Genomic DNA, 18,118 nt, shown 5'->3' with positions numbered 1-18,118 from the left:
CAGGTCAGAACAGTGCCGTGCCCCGTTCGAAGTCCAGCAGGCGGCGCTTGCGGTCCAGGCCGCCGCCGTACCCCGTGAGGTCACCGCTCGCGCCGATGACCCGGTGGCAGGGGACGATGATCCCGACGGGGTTGCGCCCGTTGGCGAGGCCCACGGCGCGGGAGGCGTGGGGGTTGCCGAGGTCGGCCGCCAGTTCGCCGTAGGTGCGGGTCTCGCCGTAGGGGATCGTGCGGAGGGCGGCCCAGACGGTGCGTTGGAACGGGGTGCCGTTCAGGCGGAGCTCGACGGTGAACTCCTTCAGGTCGCCCGCGAAGTACGCCTCCAGTTGTTCCTCCGCCTCCGCGAAGGGGGCGGTGGAGCGGGGGCCGAAGGTCTCCTCGGCGGGGCGGTGGCGCTGGTCGGTCATGTAGAGGCCGGACAGGGTCCCGTCGTCGGCCACCAGGGTCAGGGGGCCGTACGGGCTGTCGATGACGGTGTGCTGCTTCGTGTTCATGGAACGTCCCTGGGATTCCCTACGTGGGGAGGAAGTTGATCGGGTGGCTGTCGGTCGCCCACAGGTACTGGACCGCGTACGCCCGCCAGGGCCGCCACGACGACGCGCGTGCCGTCAGGGCCGCCGGGGTGGAGGGCAGGCCCAGGTCGCGGGCGGCGCGGCGGATGCCGAGGTCGGTGGGGAGGAAGGCGTCGGGGTCGCCGAGGGCGCGCATGGCGATGACGTCGGCGGTCCACGGGCCGAAGCCGGGCAGGGCGAGGAGGCGGGCGCGGGTCTCGGGCCAGTCGCTCTCCACGCCCAGGTGGATGGCGCCGGTGGCGAGTTGGGTGATCAGGGTGGTCAGGGTGGTGCGGCGGGTCTTCGGCATGGCCAGCGCGTCCGGGTCCACGGCCGCCAGCGCCTCCGTCGACGGGAAGAGGTGGGTCAGACCGCCCTCCGGGTCGGTGACGCGTTCGCCGTGCGCGGTGACCAGGCGGGCGGCGTGGGTGCGGGCGGCGGCGGTGGAGACCTGCTGGCCCAGCACCGCGCGGACCGCGAACTCGGCCGCGTCGACGGTGCGCGGGACCCGGCGGCCGGGCGCCTTGTCGACCAGCGGGGCGAGCAGCGGGTCCGTGCGCAGTTGGTCGTCGATGGCCACCGGGTCGGCGTCCAGGTCGAGCATTCGGCGGCAGCGGCTGATGGCGACCGGGAGGTCGCGCAGGTCGGTGAGGGTGAGGCGGCAGGCGATGTGGTCGGGGTGCGGGGTGAGGGCGGCGATGCCGTGGCCGTACGGCAGGCGGAGGGTGCGCCGGTAGGCGCCGTCCCGCCACTCCTCCACACCGGGGACGGCGGTCGCCGCCAGGTGCCCGAAGAGGTTGTCCGGGTTGAGGGGGGCGCGGAAGGGGAGCCGCAGGGTCAGGGTGCCGCCCGCGCTGGCCGTAGGAGCGCTGCTCGGGGCGGGGGCGCGGGTGCGCAGGGCCGTCGGTGTCAGTGCGTACACCTCCCGCACCGTGTCGTTGAAGGCGCGGATCGACGCGAAACCGGACGCGAAGGCGATCTCCGCCATCGGCAGCGCCGTCGTCTCGATGAGCAGCCGGGCGGTCTGCGCGCGCTGGGCGCGGGCCAGGGCGAGCGGGCCCGCGCCCAGTTCGGCCAGGAGCTGGCGTTCGATCTGCCGGGTGCTGTAGCCGAGCCGGGCGGCGAGACCGGGGACGCCCTCGCGGTCCACGGTGCCGTCCGCGATCAGCCGCATCGCGCGGCCCACGACGTCGGCCCGGTGGTTCCACTCGGGTGAGCCGGGGCTGGTGTCGGGGCGGCACCGCTTGCACGCCCGGAACCCGGCCTGCTGGCAGGCCGCCGCGCTCGGGTGGAAGACCATGTTGCGCGGCTTGGGCGCCACCACGGGGCAGCTCGGTCGGCAGTAGATGCCGGTGGTCAGGACGGCGGTGTAGAACCAGCCGTCGAAGCGGGCGTCCTTGGACTGGACGGCGCGTACGCAGCGCTCGGTGTCGGTGTGCATCCCCTGGTGCATGTCTCCAGGATCGGGGACGCGCGCGGGCGGGGCTGGCGGGAATCCGACATCAGCCTTCCGTGGGCTGCCCCGCCACCGATCGCCCCCTCACGGCTCCCCCGCCACCGACCGCCCCCTCACGGCTCCCCCGCCACCGATCACCCCGTCACCCCTCCCCAGCCACCGACCGCCACGCCGACTCCCGCAGCAGTCGCAGCCCGTTCAGGCCGACCAGGACCGTGGAGCCCTCGTGGCCCGCCACGCCCAGCGGCAGTGGCAGGTGTCCGGCGAGGTCCCAGACGACGAGCACGGCGATGAAGGTGCCCGCGATGACGAGGTTCTGCACGACCAGGCGGCGGGCGGTGCGGGAGAGGCGGACGACGGCGGGGACGGCGGTGAGTTCGTCGCGTACGACGACGGCGTCGGCGGTCTCCAGCGCGAGGTCGCTGCCCGCGCGCCCCATGGCGACGCCGGAGTGCGCGGCGGCGAGGGCGGGCGCGTCGTTGACGCCGTCACCGACGAACAGCACCTTCCGGCCGGACCGTTCCAGGTCCCGTACGGCGTTCACCTTGTCCTCGGGGAGGAGACCGGCGCGCACGTCGGTGATGCCCGTGGCCTCGGCGACCAGCGCGGCGGTGCGGGCGTTGTCGCCGGTGAGGAGGGTGGGCGCGGTGCCGGTGAGCGCGGTCAGGTCGGCGGTGGTCGCGGCGGCGTCGGGGCGGAGGCGGTCGGTGAGGGCGAGGGTGCCGACGGGGGTGCCGTCGCGGGTGACCTCGACGACGGTGGCGGCGTCGGAGGCGGGCCGCGCGGCTCGGCCGACGGTCACCACGTGCCCGGCGACGGTGGCGGTGACGCCCTGGCCGGGGGTGGCGGTGAAGTCGTCGGCGGTGGGCAGGGGCAGGCCCCGGGTGCGGGCGGCGGTCACGATGGCGCGGGCCAGCGGGTGCTCGCTGGGGTGCTCGGCCGCGGCGGCGAGGGTGAGCAGGGCGTCCGCGTCCAGGCCGGAGCCGGGCAGCGGTCGTACGTCCGTCACCTCGGGGGCGCCCTCGGTGAGGGTGCCGGTCTTGTCGAGGGCGGCGGTGTCGATCTCCCCGAGGCGTTCCATGGCGACGGCCGACTTGACCAGCACGCCGTGCCGTCCGGCGTTGGCGATGGCGGAGAGCAGCGGCGGCATGGTGGCGAGGACGACCGCGCACGGCGAGACGACGATCATGAAGGTCATGGCGCGCAGCAGCGCGTCGGTGAGGTCCTCGCCGAAGGCGAGCGGGACGCCGAAGACGGCGAGGGTGGCGACGACGATGCCGACGGCGTAGCGCTGTTCGACCTTCTCGATGAACAGTTGGGTCGGCGCCTTGGTGCGGGACGCCTCCTCCACCAGGGTGACGATGCGGGCGATGACGGAGTCGGCGGGGTCGCGGTCGACGCGGACGCGCAGCGCGCCGGTGCCGTTGAGGGTCCCGGCGAAGACCTCGTCGCCGGGACGCTTGACGACGGGGAGGGGTTCGCCGGTGATGGTCGCCTGGTCGGCCTCGCTGGTGCCGTCCAGGACGGTGCCGTCGGCGCCGACGCGCTCGCCGGGGCGGATCAGCAGGGTGTCGCCGGTGGCGAGGTCGGCGGTGGGGACCGTCTCCTCGGCGCCGTCGGGGGTGACGCGGGTGGCGGTGGTGGGGGCGAGGTCGAGCAGGCCGCGCACGGAGTCGGCGGTGCGGGCGGTGGCCAGCGCCTCCAGGGCGCCGGAGGTGGCGAAGATGACGATCAGCAGGGCGCCGTCGAGGACCTGCCCGATCGCGGCGGCGCCGAGCGCGGCGACGATCATCAGCAGGTCGACGTCGAGGGTCTTCTCGCGCAGGGCGCGCAGCCCTTCGAGGGCGGGCTCCCAGCCGCCGGTCGCGTAGGCGACCGCGTACAGGGGCGCGGACGCCCACACCGGCGCGCCGCCGAGGTCGAGGGCGAGTCCGAGCAGGAAGGCCACCAGCGCCGCGAGCGCCCAGCGGGCCTCGGGCAGGGCGAGGACGCGGGTACGGCGGCGGGGGGCCTCCGGCGCGGTGCGGGCGGGGGCCGGGCGGGGGGCGAGGGTCGCTGACACGGGGCCCACCATACAGGAACGCATGAAGACTCATTCATGCGTTCATATGCGACCGGTACGATACCGGTCATGGGTCACGGAGCCGTCACCGCAGCGCAGGACACCGCCGAGCGCCTACGCCTGGACGAGGGCAACGCCGCCAAAGTGGCGACCACCCTCCAGGCCCTGTCCACCCCGTCCCGGCTGCTGATCCTCGCCCGGCTGCGGGAAGGCCCGCTGCCCGCCACCGAGTTGGCGGCGGAGGTCGGCATGGAGCAGTCCGCCTGCTCCCACCAACTGCGCCTGCTGCGCAACCTCGGCCTGGTGGTCGGTGAGCGGCGCGGCCGTTCGGTCGTCTACGCGCTGCACGACCACCATGTCGCGGAACTCCTCGACCAGGCCGTCTACCACGTGGAGCACCTCCGCCTCGGCATCAGCGACGCGGCGGAGGAGCGCCCGTAGACCGTCCCACCGGCCGCTAGAAGTTGATCATGTGGCCGGACAGCCCGTGCACCGCCTCCTTCACGGCCTCGCTCAGCGTCGGGTGGGCGTGCACGTTGCGGGCGACCTCGTGGACGGTGAGGTCCCACTGCTGGGCCAGGGTCAGCTCGGGCAGCAGCTCGGTGACGTCCGGGCCGATCAGATGGCCGCCCAGCAGCTCGCCGTACCTGCCGTCGCTGATCAGCTTGACGAAGCCGGTGGCGTCGCCGAGGCCGTGCGCCTTGCCGTTGGCGGTGAACGGGAACTTCGCCACCTGGACGTCGTACCCGCGCTCGCGCGCCTGGGCCTCGGTGTAGCCGAAGCTGGCGATCTGCGGCTGGCAGAAGGTGGCGCGCGGGATCATCGCGTAGTCCAGCTCCATCGTCTCGGCGTCCGCGATCGTCTCGGCGGCGACGATGCCCATCGCCTCCGCCGCGTGCGCCAGCATCAGCTTGGCGGTGACGTCCCCGATGGCGTAGAGGTGCGGCACGGAGGTGCGGCAGCGGCCGTCGACGTCGATCGCGCCCCGCTCGGTGACCCGGACGCCGGTGCTCTCCAGGCCGTAGCCGGTGACGTTCGGCGCGAAGCCGATCGCCTGGAGCACCTTGTCGGCCTCCAGCACCTGCTGCGAGCCGTCCTTCGCGGTGACCGTGACCCGCACCCGCGGTCCTGACTCGTCGATCGCGTCGACGCGGGTGGAGGTCAGCACGTCGATGCCGAGGCGGCGGTACTGCTTCGCCAGCTCCGCGGAGACCTCGGCGTCCTCCAGCGGCGCCATCCGGTCCAGGAACTCGACGATCGTCACCTTCACGCCGTAGTTGTGCAGCACGTACGCGAACTCGACGCCGATCGCCCCGGCCCCCGCGATGACGATCGACTCCGGCAGGTCCTCGGCGAGGATCTGCTCCTCGTACGTCACCACGCGGGCGCTGCGCTTGGTGCCGGGCAGCAGCCTCGGGGTGGCGCCGGTGGCGATGACGCAGTCATCGAAGCCGATGGTCCGGGTGGAGCCGTCGTAACCGGCCACCTGGAGGGTGCGCGGGCCGAGGAAGGTGCCGCGGCCGTCGAACTCCGTGATCTTGTTCTTCTTCATCAGGTAGTGAACGCCCTTGACCCGGCCGTCCGCGACCTTGCGGCTGCGCCGGAACGCCTCGCCGTAGTCGAAGGTGATCGGGCTGTCGGAGCGGATGCCGAAGGTCCTGGCCTCGCGGGTGACGAGGTGCGCGAGTTCGGCGTTGCGCAGCAGGGCCTTGGTGGGGATGCAGCCGACGTTCAGGCAGACGCCGCCCCAGTACTTCTCCTCCACCACCGCGACCCGCTTGCCCAGTTGGGCGGCGCGGATGGCGGCGACATAGCCGCCGGGGCCCGCCCCGAGGACCACGACGTCGAAGTGCTCGTCCTGCTCGTCCTGCTCATCCATGCGTTGCGATCCCTTTCGGTACGGCGGGAACGTGCGGTCCGTCGCGTTCCGTACGGCGCACCAGGGATTCTTTCGCTCCGGCGCGCTCCCCGCCACACCGCGGGCCCTCTACCGGCCCGGCGATCCGCGCTCGCGGCGCATCCGGCGCCGTACGACCGCACCGTCCACGGTGGCGATCAGCGCGAGCACGCCGCAGCCGACGGCCAGGCCGGTCAGCACCCCGCTGCCGGGTGAGTCGCCGGGGCCCGAGCGGGCCGCCCAGACGGCGAAGCCGACCGTCGCCGCGACGAAGAGCGGCAGGAAGACGACCGTGAGCAGCAGGCGCAGCCGCAGGTCGCTCTGCGCGGTGACCGGTTCGGTGCCGGTGCGCGGGGAGCGGCGCCCGAAGGCGCCGGAGCGGGAGCGGGGCACCGGCGGGTGGTACGGGTCCCGCGAGTCGGAGGGGGACATACGGGCCTCGCTTCGGTCAGTGGTTCGGGGCGGCGCGGCTGATGTCCGCCAGCGCGGAGTGCGGGTCCTCGGTGGTGGCCAGGTCACCGAGGCTGACCACGCCGACCGGGCAGCCGCCGTGCTCGACGACCGGGAGCCTGCGGACGGCGTACCGGCGCATCAGCGCGATCGCCCGGTCCGTGGTGTCGTCGGGGGTCAGCGTCACCACGGGCGGGCGGGTGCAGACCGCGCCGACCGTGGTGACCCGCGGGTCGCGGCCCTCGGCGACGGCGCGCACCGCGATGTCACGGTCCGTGAGGACGCCGAAGAGGTCGCAGTCGTAGGCCACCAGGACCTCTCCGACGTCCTGCTCACGCATCACCCGGGCGGCCCTCGCCACCGTCGTCATGGGTTCGACGGCGGCTGCCCCGGGCGACATCAGGTCACGTATCCGCCGGGTCATGGGGGCCTCCCGGGTGGGTGCGGTCGTGCGTGGGCCGGGCTACGGCATACGGAGTACCGCGCCCGGGCCGCCGCACACCGCTGTCCGGCTATCCGTCTTCGGCGCCCAGCTCCGTCGCCGTCTCCCGCCGGGCCAGCGCGGGGGCCTCGCGGAGGTCGGTGACCGGGCGGAGCCGGTAGGTGTAGGCGTAGTCGCGGTCGGTGAAGAGCTTGTACGCGTCATGGGTGTGGGCGCCCCAGCTGTTGTCGCCGCCGACGCCCATCTGCCGGTGGTTCAGCCGCAGGACGACCTCCTCGCGCGGGGTGAGCTGGTAGTCGTGGCGGGCGCCGAGGGAGAGGTCCTCCGGGGTGAAGTGCGAGGCGTTGACCTCCAGGAGGGGCCCGCCGGGCGGGGCGGAGGCGAGCAGGCCGACGCCGTCGCGGCCGGTGAGGGCGATCCAGCGGACGTCGGTCTTGTTGCCGTTCTCCTGGGGGCGGATGTAGGGGGTCCACTGCTCGGCGACCGTGCTGGAGTAGCGGCCGACGTCGGTGCCGTGGTTGCGGTCCCAGTGGTTCTCCTCGGGGCCGCGGCCGAAGTAGTGCAGGCGGTACAGCCGGGCCGGGAGGAGGAGCAGGCTGCCGACCTCCGGGATGTAGGGGAGGGTGGCGGCGCCCGGGTGCAGGGTGTGGTCGACCTTGATCTCGGCGTCCCCGAAGACGGTGTACGTCGTGCCGTACGTCGACCGCGTGCTCGTCGGCAGGGTCCCGTCGACGGCGATCTCGACGGCCCTGTCCCCCAGCGCCCGCACCCGTACGCCCGTCACCTCGCGCCGGGCCCCGGCGTCCCGCCAGGTCTGGTTGCGGATGTGCTGGCCGTTGCCCCGGTCGTTGTCGGTGGGCGCCCGCCAGAAGTTCGGCGCGGGTCCCGAGGTCAGCAGGCGGACGCCCCCGGCCTCGTACGAGGTGATCACGCCGGTGCGCTTGTCGACGGTGACGGAGAAGTCCCGGCCGGTGACGGTGACGGCCGTGTCGCCGTCGTCGTAGGACAGCGGCGGCACGCTGGTCAGGGGTGCGGGGCGGGGTGCCGGGCTGGGGAGGTCGAGGGGGAGCTGGTCGGCGGCCACCTCGAAACCGGCGTCCGCCCAGGGGGTGGGCTCCTTGGTGGTGAAGGACAGCCGCAGGAAGTACTCCGTGCCGGGCGCCGGGTCGGCGGGCGGGCGTACGGGCAGGGTGACGTCCTTGCTGGACAGCGGGGGCAGGTCCAGTTGGGCGCGGGTGAGCCGACCGCGCCGGACCACCTCGCCGTCGGCGGACAGCGTCCAACTGCCGTCGTACTCGCGGAGGTTGGTGAAGAGGTGCTCGTTGGTGAGGGTGACGGTGACCGCGCCGGGGGTGCCGCCTGTGGAGGCGAGGGCGGCGTGGACGGCCTGGTAGATCCGCTTGACCTCCGCCGCCTTGCCGGTGTGCCGCCGGTCGGCGGTGACGATGCCGTCCGCGCCGAAGTTGCCGTCGTTGGGGTTGTCGCCCCAGTCGCCGCCGTAGGAGAGGAAGGTCCGCTCGCGGGGCCGCCGTTCGCTGACGTCGACGGTGGCGGCGTCGAACCAGAACCGCACGCCCTCGTCGCCGGGGCCCCGGCCCGCGTCGGCCAGTTCGGCGGCGGTGAGCGCGCGGGCGTGGACGCGGGCCCGCCGGATGGTGCCGCTGAACTCGCGGCTGGGGTTGTCGACGTCGGTGCCGAGGGCGAGCGGCGCCGTGGTGACGGACGGGCGCCTGGTGGTCGTCCGGGTGGCGCGCACCGCGCCGTCCACCCACAGGGTCAGGGTGCCCGCCGCCGCGTCGAAGACTCCCGCGACGTGGTGCTCGGCGCCGGTCCAGCCGTCGCCCGGGAGCGCCCAGTTCACGCTGACCCACTGGCCGCTGTCGTAGATGAAGAACTCGAGGTTCTTGTTGGTCTGCTTCAGCGCGTACTGGGTGTCGCCCTTGGCGACGATCGGCTGGTGGTAGCCCGTGACCCGCGGGGTGATCCACGCTTCCAGGGTGAGCGAGCCGGTGAGGTCGAGGCCGGGGTCGCGGGCGAAGACCGTGCCGCCGGACACGCCGTGCTCCCGGTCGAAGGTGCCGCTCGGGGCGAGCAGTTCCCCGCGCAGCCCGAGCGGGCCCGACTCGGTGAACCGGGTGCGGGCGGGGGTGGGCCAGGTCAGCGCCTGGTCCATGAAGTCCCAGATCCAGCCGCCCTGGAGGACGTCGTGGCGGCGTACGACGTCCCAGTACTCCTTGAAGTTGCCGTTGGAGTTCCCCATCGCGTGGGAGTACTCGATCATCACGTACGGCCGGGTGTCGGCGGTGTCCCGGGCGCGCTGCTCGACGCGGGCGGGGCTGTCGTACATCTCGGAGCGGATGTCGCTGACGCCGGGCCGGTCGTCGCCCTCGTACTGGATGACGCGGGTGGTGTCGTAGGAGCGGATCCAGTCGTGCATGGCGGTGAACGTGCTGCCGCCGCCCGCCTCGTTGCCGAGGGACCAGATGACGACGCTGGCGTGGTTCTTGTCGCGGTGCACCATGTTCTGGGCACGGGCGACGCACGCCTCGGTCCAGTCGGGGTGGTTGCCGGGGTACTCGCCGCGGATGCCGTGGGTCTCCAGGTTGGTCTCGTCGACGAGGTACAGGCCGTACTCGTCGGCGAGTTCCAGCCACAGCGGGTTGTCCGGGTAGTGCGAGGTGCGGACCGAGTTCATGTTCATCCGCTTGATGATCCTGATGTCCTCGACCATGTCGGCGCGGGTGAGCGCCATGCCCCGGTCGGGGTGCATCTCGTGCCGGTTGGTGCCGCGCAGGGACACGGGCTGGCCGTTGATCCGCATCAGCCCGTCCGTGAGCGCGAACTCGCGCAGGCCGACGCGGTGCGAGAGGGTCTCGGTCACCTTCCCCGCCGGGTCGCGCAGACGCAGTACGGCGGTGTAGAGGGTGGGGTGCTCGGCCGACCAGAGGCGTGGACCGGGAACGGACCGGGCGGCCTGCACGGTGACCTCCGCGCCGCCGGGACCGACCTCGACGGGCTGACTGAGAGGACGTGACCAGACGGGGTGGCCGCGGTCGTCGTACAGCATGGTGTCGACGGTGTACCGGCCGCCGTCGCCCGTGTACGACCGCACGGTGGCCGTCACCGACAGCTCCGCCGCCGTGTGGCCGTCGCTCAGCGGGGTGTCCAGCCGGAAGTCGCGCAGGCGCACCGGTGGCGTGGAGTACAGGTAGACCGAGCGGAAGATGCCGCTCAGCCGGATCATGTCCTGGTCCTCCAGCCAGTCGCCGTCGGAGTAGCGGTAGACCTCGACGGCGATCTGGTTGGTGCCGGGTCTGAGCCGGTCGGTGACGTCGTACTCGGCGGGGGTGAAGGAGTCCTCGCTGTAGCCGACGAGTTCGCCGTTGATCCACACGTAGTGCGCCGACTTGACGCCCTCGAAGTGCAGGAACGTCCGCCGTCCCGCCCAGCCGCGGGGGACGGTGAAGGTACGGCGGTACTGGCCGACGGGGTTGTAGCGGGTCGGCGCGGCGGGCGGCTGGGGTTCCTCGCCGAGGCCGTTGGGGCCCCAGTAGGGGTAGGTGATGTTGACGTAGATCGGGAAGTCGTAGCCGTGCGACTGCCAGACGGACGGCACCGGGAGGGTGTCCCAGTCGCTGTCGTCGACGTCGGTGCGGTGGAAGTCGGGGTCGCGGTCGTCGGGCCGGTCGGCGTAGGCGAACTTCCAGGTGCCGTCGAGGCTCAGCCGGTACGGGGAGCGGGTGCGGTCGGCCGCGAGGGCCTGGTCGAGGTCGGCGTACGGCATGAGCGTGGTGTGCGGGGGTTCGGTGCCGACCTGGAAGAGGGCGGTGTTCCCGTTCCACTCCGGGGTGTCCGACGCCTCCGGCAGGCCGAGGGGGCGGGCGGTGGCCGACGGCGTGGACAGGGCCAGGGCGCCGAGGACGGCGGCTCCCCCTTCGAGGAGCCTGCGGCGGCTGACGGCGGGGCGCTCGGGGGGCGTGGTGGGGTGGGTGTGAGGGCGCGTGGGGTGCGGGTGCGGCATGACCGTGTCCTTCCTCGGGACGAACAGTGCGCTGCACGGGCTGAGAGCGGCTCAGCTCACAGACGGCCCACCCTAGAACTCCGAACACAAACGAATCAATTACCCCGTCGGACTTTGTTCGGTCCTGGGGAAGCGGGGTCGGTCGTCCACCTGGGGAGCACGATCACCGTCCGACCGCGGACGAGGGTCGGACGCGGGGAACCCAGCCGCGGTCCGGGCTCGTGGAAAACGCCGGGCAGTACCATGAGCCGCATGAAGGAGGCCGCCCCGTCCGCCGCGCCCGCTGACGGCGTCCAGCCGGTTCCGCCGCCCGCGCCGGGCGCCGACCGGCGTCCTTCCCTGGACTTCGCCGACAGCACCGCGGCCCTGCCCGGCGGGCAGCGGTACGACGCCCTGGAGACCCCCGACACCGCCCGGCGCTGGCTGCTCGGGCGCGACCTGATCGCGCCGGACGTCCGGATGTACGAGGTGTGCGCGGCCCGCACCCGCACCCTGCGCGGCCATGTGCGCGCCCTGTTCACGGCCCGGGTCGAGGAGCGGATGGCGCCCGCCGAGTCGCTGCGCGCGGTGAACGAGGCGCTGACGCGCGTGCCCACCGCCCCCCTGCTCACCTGGGACGAGACGGACGGCCCGCGCCGCGTCCAACTCCACCCCACCGACCAGGCCGTGGACCACGCCCTCGCGGCCCTCGCCGCCGACGCCGCCGACCTGCTCACCGGCCCGGACGCCGCCCTCCTCGCCGCCTGCGGCGCGGCGCCGTGCGACCGGTTCCTGCTGCGCACCCACGGCCGCCGCCACTGGTGCTCGACGCGCTGCGGCGACCGGGTCCGCGCGGCCCGGGCGTACGCCCGGCGCAGCGGAGCCTGAACACCCCTGCACCTCCGGCGCGAGCCGTCACTCCCGCACGCCCTGCCTTCTCACGGAAAGGGTTGCCCATATCCATGAGGAGCGGATACGGTCCTTCACGGATACTCACCCACCTATCCGTGAGGGATACCGCCATGACGTCGTCCGTGACCACCACTCCTTCCACCGACCGGTTCCCCGTCCACGTCTACGGCGGCCCCACCGCCCTCTTCGAGTACGGCGGTCTGCGCTTCCTCACCGACCCGACCTTCGACGCCCCCGGCGACCACCTCTCCGGGACCGGCGTGACCCTGACCAAGACGGCGCCCGCCGCGGCCTCGCCCGCCGACCTCGGCCGGGTGGACGTCGTCCTGCTCTCCCACGACGAGCACGCCGACAACCTCGACGACTCCGGGCGCGCCCTGCTCGCGGACGTGCCGCTCACCCTGACCACGCCGGGTGGGGGACGGCGTCTCGGCGCCGGGGCGCGGGGCCTGGCCGACTGGGAGGCGGTCACGCTCGACCGGCCGGGCGGCGGCACCGTCACGGTGACCGGCGTGCCCGCCGTGCACGGTCCCGGTCCGCGTGAGTCGGTCGAACCGTTCACCGGCGAGGTCGTCGGCTTCGTCCTCACCGGCGACGGCCTGCCCACCGTCTACGTCAGCGGCGACAACGCGTCGCTGGACGCCGTGCGCGAGATCGCCGACCGGTTCGGCCCCGTCGACACCGCCGTCCTCTTCGCGGGGGCGCCCCGCTTCCCGTTCCTCTTCGACGGCGAGCCCCTCGTCCTGGACAGCGCCCAGGCCGCCGAGGCGGCACGCATCCTCGACGCCCGCCGGGTCGTCCCCGTGCACTACGACAGTTGGGCCCACTTCACCGAGGGCCGCGAGGACCTGATCACCGCGTTCGACACGGCCGGGCTGGCGAAGGTGCTGGACCTCGGGGTACCGGGAGCCTGAACTGCCCGACTCCCGCGGGCACGGGCCCGCCCCACGCCGGATCGTAGTTCGCGTCCATCTCCTGGTAGAAACCGATCAGCCGCACGTCAGCCTCCGTTGAACGGGAACCGCCCTGACCGGTTACCCCGTCCTCGACGTCACCGAACTCACGTCGGACGTCATCAACGGCGCGTTCCGCGTTCCGGGTGGCTCGTCCGTGCTCACCGACGGTGCCTTCGTCTGGCGCGCGGACCTGGCGAAACACGTCGAGCACTACCGCATCGACCTGCCCGAGGAATTCCTGGCCGCCGTCCACCGGCATGGTTTCCGTGTTCCTCCGGCCGACTACGACACCCTCCTCCCGCTCTCCGTCGAGGTGGGCGGCCTGCTGGGGTTCCGGACCGCGCCCTGAGCCACCACCCCCGCTGGTGATCAGCCGACCTGCGCCGCGAACGCCTCGTACGCCCGCTCGTCGAAGAGGACGAAGCTGACCTCTTCGACGGCCGTCTCCGTCTCCCGGACCGTGTGGACCGCGATCCGGGCCGCGTCGGCCATCGGCCAGCGGAAGACGCCGGTGGAGATCGCCGGGAACGCGACCGTGCGGGCGCCGAGTCCGTCGGCGACGCGCAGGGACTCCCGGTAGCAGGAGGCCAGCAGGTCGGAGCGGTCCTCGGCGTCGCTGTACACGGGGCCGACGGTGTGGATCACCCAGCGGGCGTCCAGCTCCCCGGCGGTGGTGGCGACCGCGCGGCCGGTGGGCAGGCCCTTGCCGTACCGCGAGGCGCGCAGGGCGCGGCACTCGCGGAGGATGGCGGGGCCGCCGCGCCGGTGGATGGCGCCGTCCACGCCGCCTCCGCCGAGGAGGGAGGAGTTGGCCGCGTTGACGATCGCGTCGGCGCGCTGCCGGGTGATGTCGCCCTGGATGAGCGTGATCGTGGTCATGGGGTGTCTTTCGTTCGCCGTACGTCGTCGTGCCGCTCGCCCGGTCGCCGGTCAGGTCTGCCGCAGTCGCCGCCAGACCGCCTTCGCCGCGTTGTGCCCGGACATGCCGTGCACCCCGGGGCCCGGCGGGGTGGCCGACGAGCAGATGAAGACGGCCGGGTGCGCGGTGGCGTACGGGAACAGGGAGAGCCGGGGGCGCAGTACCGTCTGGAGGCCGCTGACCGCGCCGGAGGCGATGTCGCCGCCGACGTAGTTGGCGTTGCGGGCGGCGATCTCGGGCGGGCCCGCGGTGGCGCGGGCCAGCACACGATCGCGGAACCCCGGTGCGTACCGCTCCAGTTGGCGTTCTATGGCGTCGGTGAGGTCGCCGGTCCAGCCGTGCGGTACGTGGCCGTACGCCCAGAAGACGTGCTGGCCCGCCGGGGCCCGGGACGGGTCCACGACGCTGGGCTGCACGGTGATCAGGAACGGCCGGTCGGGCGCGCGGCCCTCCCTGGACGCCGCGCGCAGCGCCGTGCCGATCTCCGCGCTGTCGGCGCCGATCTGCACCGTCCCGGCGCGGCGCGCGTCCTCGGCGGTCCAGGGCACCGGGCCGTCCAGCGCGTAGTCGATCTTGAAGACGCCGGGGCCGTACCGGTACCCGGCGTACGTGCTGCCGAGGCCCGCGATCCGGGCCAGGGCGGTGGGTGAGGTGTCGAAGACGTAGGCGCGGGCGGGCGGCAGGTCGTCGAGGCGTTTCACCTCGTAGTCGGTGTGGACGGTACCGCCGAGGTCCTTCAGGTACCCGGCGAGCGCGTCGGAGACCGCCTGGGAGCCGCCGCGGGCCACGGGCCAGCCGCGGGCGTGCGCGGCGAGGGCGAAGACCAGGCCGATGGCGCCGGTGGCGAAGCCGGACAGCGGGGCCATGACGTGGGCGACGAGCCCGGCGAAGAGGGTCTTGGCGGGTTCGTCGCGGAACCGTCGGGTCAGCCATGTCGACGGGGGCAGGCCGACGAGGCCGAAGCGGGCCAGGGTGACCGGGTCGCGGGGCAGCGCGGTGAGCGGCAGGGACATGAAGTCCCGCGCGAGGGTGTCCCACTTGGGCAGGAAGGGCTCGACGAGCCTGCGGTACGGGCCCGCGTCCCGGGGGCCGAAGGAGGCCGCCGTCTCGGCGACCGAGCGGGCCAGCACGGCGGCGGTGCCGCCCGCGAAGGGGTGCGCCATGGGCAGCTCGGGGTGCAGCCACTCCAGGCCGTACCGGTCCAGGGGGAGGGCGCGGAACGCCGGGGAGTTGATGCCGAGGGGGTGGGCGGCGGAGCACGGGTCGTGCCGGAAGCCGGGGAGGGTCAGCTCCTCGGTGCGGGCGCCCCCGCCGATGGTGTCCCGCGCCTCGAAGACGGCCACGGAGAAGCCGCGGCGGGCCAGCTCCACGGCAGCGGTCAGCCCGTTCGGCCCCGCTCCCACCACGACCGCGTCGAGCATCGACGGCACCTTCGGACCCCTTCGTCTGCCGATGGCCACTGAACCTCAGGATATGCGGGGGCACGGACACCGCGCCGGGCGGTCCGGGCACCCCCTGTCTCAGTCCCCCGCCGCCGCCCCGCCCGCCAGCAGCCCCGCCACCCGGCGGGCCGTGGCCGTGTCGCGTGCCGCGGTGAACGGCAGGGCGTTGCCGCCGGTGATGCGGAACGGCTGGCCCGCGCGGGTCAGGTGGGCGCCGCCCGCCTCCTCCACGAGGAGCAGGCCCGCCGCGTGGTCCCAGGCGGCTTCCCAGGAGAAGGCCACGGCGTCCACCTCCCCGCGGGCTATCGCGAGGTACTCGAGACCGGCGGAGCCGCAGGGCCGCGGCGAGACGCCGTCGGTGCGCAGGGCGAGCAGCGCCCGCTTCTCCTCGTCGGTGGTGTAGTCCGGGTGGGAGGTGGCGATCCGCAGGTCACGGCCGGGGTCGGGCGACCCGGCACGCAACTGCCGCCCGTCGAGGAAGGCGCCCTTCCCCCGCACGGCGACGGCGAGTTGGTCACGGGCGGGGGCGTACGTCCAGGAGCCGACGACGACTCCGCCGACGGCCAGGGCGACCAGCGTGCAGAAGCCCTCCTCGCCGCGCACGAACTGCCGCGTCCCGTCGACCGGGTCGACGATCCAGACCGGCGCCTCGCCGCGGATCGCCCCGTACGACGACGGGTTGGCGTGCACCGCCTCCTCGCCGACGACCACGGAACCGGGCAACAGGGCGGCCAGGGCCACGGTCAGGTACAGCTCGGCGTTGCGGTCGGCGTCGGTCACCAGGTCGTGCGGTCCGGTCTTCTCGTCGACCTCGTGCGCGGCGAGCTGCCGGAAGCGCGGCATGATCTCGGCCGCGGCGGCCTTGCGGACCGCCTCCTCCACGTCGGCCGAGTGCCGGGCGAGAAACCCGTCGATGGTTTCACTGTCATCGATCATGCGTCCATGAGAGCACGCCCCACTGACAATCCCCACCCGGCCGGTGCACTCCGGATGGAATGCGCATGAACGCGTCCAGGTCGTCGGCCGCCCGGCACCGCGCCCGACCGCGTACCCCTGCGTCGGCCGCCCGGCTCAGCGCCCGACCGCGTACCCCTGCATCGACCGCCCGGCTCAGCGCCCGACCGCGTACCCCTGCATCCCGCGCGGGTTCGCCGCCGCCGACAGCACCCCCGTGGCGGGGTCCCGGGCCACCACGCACAGCCGTCCCTCGGACCAGGCGTCGCCGACGACGACGTGGTGGCCCCGGCGCCGCAGCTCCGCGACGACGGCGGGGTCCGTGCGCGCCTCGACGGTGACGCTGCCGGGGCGCATCCCGCGCGGGTAGAAGGAGCCGGGGAAGCTGTCGTTGTGCCAGTTCGGGGCGTCGACGGCACCCTGGAGGTCGGGGCCGCCGCGGACGCCGGGGCGCTGGACGACGTCCAGGAAGAAGTGCAGTTGCCACTGGTCCTGCTGGTCGCCGCCGGGGGTGCCGAAGGCCAGGATGGGCACGCCGTCGCGCAGGACGATCGTCGGAGTGAGGGTGGTGCGGGGGCGGCGGCCCGGGGTGAGGGAGTTCGGCAGCCCCTCCTCCAGCCAGGTCATCTGGAGCCGGGTGCCGAGCGGGAAGCCCAGTTCGGGCACGACCGGGTTGGACTGGAGCCAGCCGCCGCTGGGCGTCGCGGCGACCATGTTGCCCCAGCGGTCGACGACGTCGATGTGGCAGGTGTCCCCGCGGGTGGCGCCGTCCGCCGCCACGTCGGGTTCGCCGGGCACGGGGGACAGCGGACTCTTGGCGACCGTCGGCTCGCCCACCCCCATCGGGCTGAACCCGGGGTCCTCGTCGGCCACCACGCGCGCGTGCCCGCACAGCCGCGGCACGCGTCCGCCGGGGCTGCCCGGCCGCAGCTCAGAGGAGGCCGTGTCCCCGACGAGGGCGCGCCGCCCGGCGTTGTACCCGTCCGACAGCAGCTCGTCCAGGGGGACGTCGGCGGCGTCGCCGTACCACGCCTCCCGGTCGGCCATGGCGAGCTTGCAGCCCTCGACCAGCAGATGGACGTAGTCGGCCGAGCCGTACGGCGGGAGTTCGGGCGGGAGCAGCGCGAGTTGCTGGAGGAAGACGGGGCCCTGGCTCCAGGGCCCGGCCTTGCAGACGGTCCAGCCGTTCCAGTCGTACGTCGCGGGGGCCTCGTAGGTCGCGGACCAGGTGGCGAGGTCGGCGGCGGTGAGGGTGCCGGTGTGGCGCTCGCCGCTGGTGTCCATGGTGGGCCGCTGGGACTGCCGTACCAGGGCCTCGGCTATGAACCCGGTGCGCCACACCTCCCGCGCGGCGTCGATCCGCGCCTCCCGGTCGCCCGCCGCGGCGGTCTCGGCGAGCAGCCGCTTCCAGGTGGCGGCGAGGGCGGGGTTGCGCAGCAGCTCACCGGGGCACGGCGGCCTGCCGCCGGGCAGGTACACCTCCGCCGACGACGTCCACTCCGTCTCGAACAGCTCCCGCACCGTCGCGACGGTCTGCCCGACGCGCTCCACGGGCGCGTGCCCGTGTTCGGCGTACCCGATGGCGTACTTGAGCACGTCGTCGAGGGGCTTGGTGCCGTGGTCGCGCAGCAGCAGCATCCAGGCGTCGAAGGCACCGGGCACGGCGGCGGCGAGCGGCCCGGTGCCGGGCACCAGCTCCAGTCCGAGCCCCTGGTAGTGCGCGACGGTCGCGCCCGCCGGTGCGACACCCTGCCCGCACACCACCCGCACCTCACCCCCCGCCGGGGCGAGCAGGATCGGCACCTCACCACCCGGCCCGTTCAGATGCGGCTCGACCACGTGCAGCACGAACGCCCCCGCCACGGCGGCGTCGTAGGCGTTGCCGCCGTCCTCCAGCACGGCCATCGCCGACTGCGACGCCAGCCAGTGCGTGGAGGACACCATCCCGAAGGTGCCCTGGAGGGTGGGTCGGGTCGTGAACTGCATCTCTCACCTCGCTGGGGGTGCGGGTCCGCTTGTGGCAGGGTTGCACACCGGCGATCAGGCCCGGGACCTGGACGGAGGACGAAACGGACGCC

The 18,118-nt window shown here is 73.7% G+C and carries 15 protein-coding genes; 4 read left to right on the top strand and 11 right to left on the bottom strand.

All coding sequences use genetic code 11. The annotated features are described in order from the left end of the window. Nucleotides 1-4: 4 nt before the first annotated feature. The 3 genes from ACFQZ6_RS29420 to ACFQZ6_RS29410 form a co-directional block, all read right to left on the bottom strand. Nucleotides 5-493, bottom strand: coding sequence for a methylated-DNA--[protein]-cysteine S-methyltransferase (locus ACFQZ6_RS29420; RefSeq protein ID WP_381614951.1), 489 nt, complete (start codon nt 491-493; stop codon nt 5-7). A gap of 19 nt (nt 494-512) precedes the next feature. Further along, nucleotides 513-2,003 (bottom strand): AlkA N-terminal domain-containing protein, encoded by a 1,491-nt coding sequence (locus ACFQZ6_RS29415; protein ID WP_381614948.1) that lies wholly within the window; start codon nt 2,001-2,003, stop codon nt 513-515. A 145-nt stretch (nt 2,004-2,148) separates the two neighbouring features. After that, on the bottom strand, nt 2,149-4,080 hold the full coding sequence (locus tag ACFQZ6_RS29410; RefSeq protein ID WP_381618736.1) for a heavy metal translocating P-type ATPase: 1,932 nt from the start codon (nt 4,078-4,080) through the stop codon (nt 2,149-2,151). Between the two features lie 57 nt (nt 4,081-4,137). Between ACFQZ6_RS29410 and ACFQZ6_RS29405 the strand changes: the two genes are divergently transcribed. Then, nucleotides 4,138-4,509, top strand: coding sequence for an ArsR/SmtB family transcription factor (locus ACFQZ6_RS29405; RefSeq protein WP_381614945.1), 372 nt, complete (start codon nt 4,138-4,140; stop codon nt 4,507-4,509). A gap of 16 nt (nt 4,510-4,525) precedes the next feature. Here ACFQZ6_RS29405 and lpdA read toward each other — a convergent pair whose 3' ends face one another. The 4 genes from lpdA to ACFQZ6_RS29385 form a co-directional block, all read right to left on the bottom strand. Next, entirely contained in the window at nt 4,526-5,947 is a 1,422-nt protein-coding gene (gene lpdA, locus ACFQZ6_RS29400; RefSeq protein WP_381614942.1) for a dihydrolipoyl dehydrogenase, read from the bottom strand. Nucleotides 5,948-6,055: 108 nt separating this feature from the next. Continuing rightward, on the bottom strand, nt 6,056-6,397 hold the full coding sequence (locus ACFQZ6_RS29395; RefSeq protein WP_381614940.1) for a DUF6343 family protein: 342 nt from the start codon (nt 6,395-6,397) through the stop codon (nt 6,056-6,058). Between the two features lie 16 nt (nt 6,398-6,413). Next, entirely contained in the window at nt 6,414-6,839 is a 426-nt protein-coding gene (locus ACFQZ6_RS29390; RefSeq protein ID WP_381614937.1) for a CBS domain-containing protein, read from the bottom strand. Nucleotides 6,840-6,927: 88 nt separating this feature from the next. Then, nucleotides 6,928-10,878: a glycoside hydrolase family 2 TIM barrel-domain containing protein gene (locus ACFQZ6_RS29385; RefSeq protein WP_381614934.1), complete on the bottom strand. Its 3,951-nt coding sequence runs from the start codon at nt 10,876-10,878 to the stop codon at nt 6,928-6,930. Between the two features lie 252 nt (nt 10,879-11,130). Here ACFQZ6_RS29385 and ACFQZ6_RS29380 point away from each other — a divergent pair, with 252 nt between their 5' ends. The 3 genes from ACFQZ6_RS29380 to ACFQZ6_RS29370 all read left to right on the top strand — a co-directional run bounded on the left by ACFQZ6_RS29380 (nt 11,131) and on the right by ACFQZ6_RS29370 (nt 13,074). After that, entirely contained in the window at nt 11,131-11,745 is a 615-nt protein-coding gene (locus tag ACFQZ6_RS29380) for an ABATE domain-containing protein (RefSeq protein WP_381614931.1), read from the top strand. A 134-nt stretch (nt 11,746-11,879) separates the two neighbouring features. After that, a complete protein-coding gene (locus tag ACFQZ6_RS29375; protein WP_381614928.1) occupies nt 11,880-12,683 on the top strand; it encodes an MBL fold metallo-hydrolase in 804 nt (267 codons plus the stop codon). Between the two features lie 196 nt (nt 12,684-12,879). After that, on the top strand, nt 12,880-13,074 hold the full coding sequence (locus tag ACFQZ6_RS29370) for a hypothetical protein (protein WP_381614926.1): 195 nt from the start codon (nt 12,880-12,882) through the stop codon (nt 13,072-13,074). A 20-nt stretch (nt 13,075-13,094) separates the two neighbouring features. Here the strand turns inward: ACFQZ6_RS29370 and ACFQZ6_RS29365 are convergent, their stop codons facing one another. The 4 genes from ACFQZ6_RS29365 to ACFQZ6_RS29350 all read right to left on the bottom strand — a co-directional run bounded on the left by ACFQZ6_RS29365 (nt 13,095) and on the right by ACFQZ6_RS29350 (nt 18,026). Continuing rightward, nucleotides 13,095-13,604, bottom strand: coding sequence for an O-acetyl-ADP-ribose deacetylase (locus ACFQZ6_RS29365; RefSeq protein ID WP_381614923.1), 510 nt, complete (start codon nt 13,602-13,604; stop codon nt 13,095-13,097). Between the two features lie 51 nt (nt 13,605-13,655). Further along, on the bottom strand, nt 13,656-15,065 hold the full coding sequence (locus tag ACFQZ6_RS29360) for a phytoene desaturase family protein (protein WP_381614921.1): 1,410 nt from the start codon (nt 15,063-15,065) through the stop codon (nt 13,656-13,658). A gap of 99 nt (nt 15,066-15,164) precedes the next feature. Next, nucleotides 15,165-16,022 (bottom strand): inositol monophosphatase family protein, encoded by an 858-nt coding sequence (locus tag ACFQZ6_RS29355; protein ID WP_381614918.1) that lies wholly within the window; start codon nt 16,020-16,022, stop codon nt 15,165-15,167. Nucleotides 16,023-16,196: 174 nt separating this feature from the next. Continuing rightward, a complete protein-coding gene (locus tag ACFQZ6_RS29350) occupies nt 16,197-18,026 on the bottom strand; it encodes a gamma-glutamyltransferase family protein (RefSeq protein ID WP_381614915.1) in 1,830 nt (609 codons plus the stop codon). Between the last annotated feature and the right edge of the window lie 92 nt (nt 18,027-18,118).

This window comes from Streptomyces flavalbus (assembly GCF_042674625.1).
Taxonomy (GTDB): Bacteria; Actinomycetota; Actinomycetes; order Streptomycetales; family Streptomycetaceae; genus Streptomyces; species Streptomyces flavalbus.
Note: the sequence above shows the minus strand (reverse complement) of the source record. Positions and strands in the feature narration are given on the sequence as shown.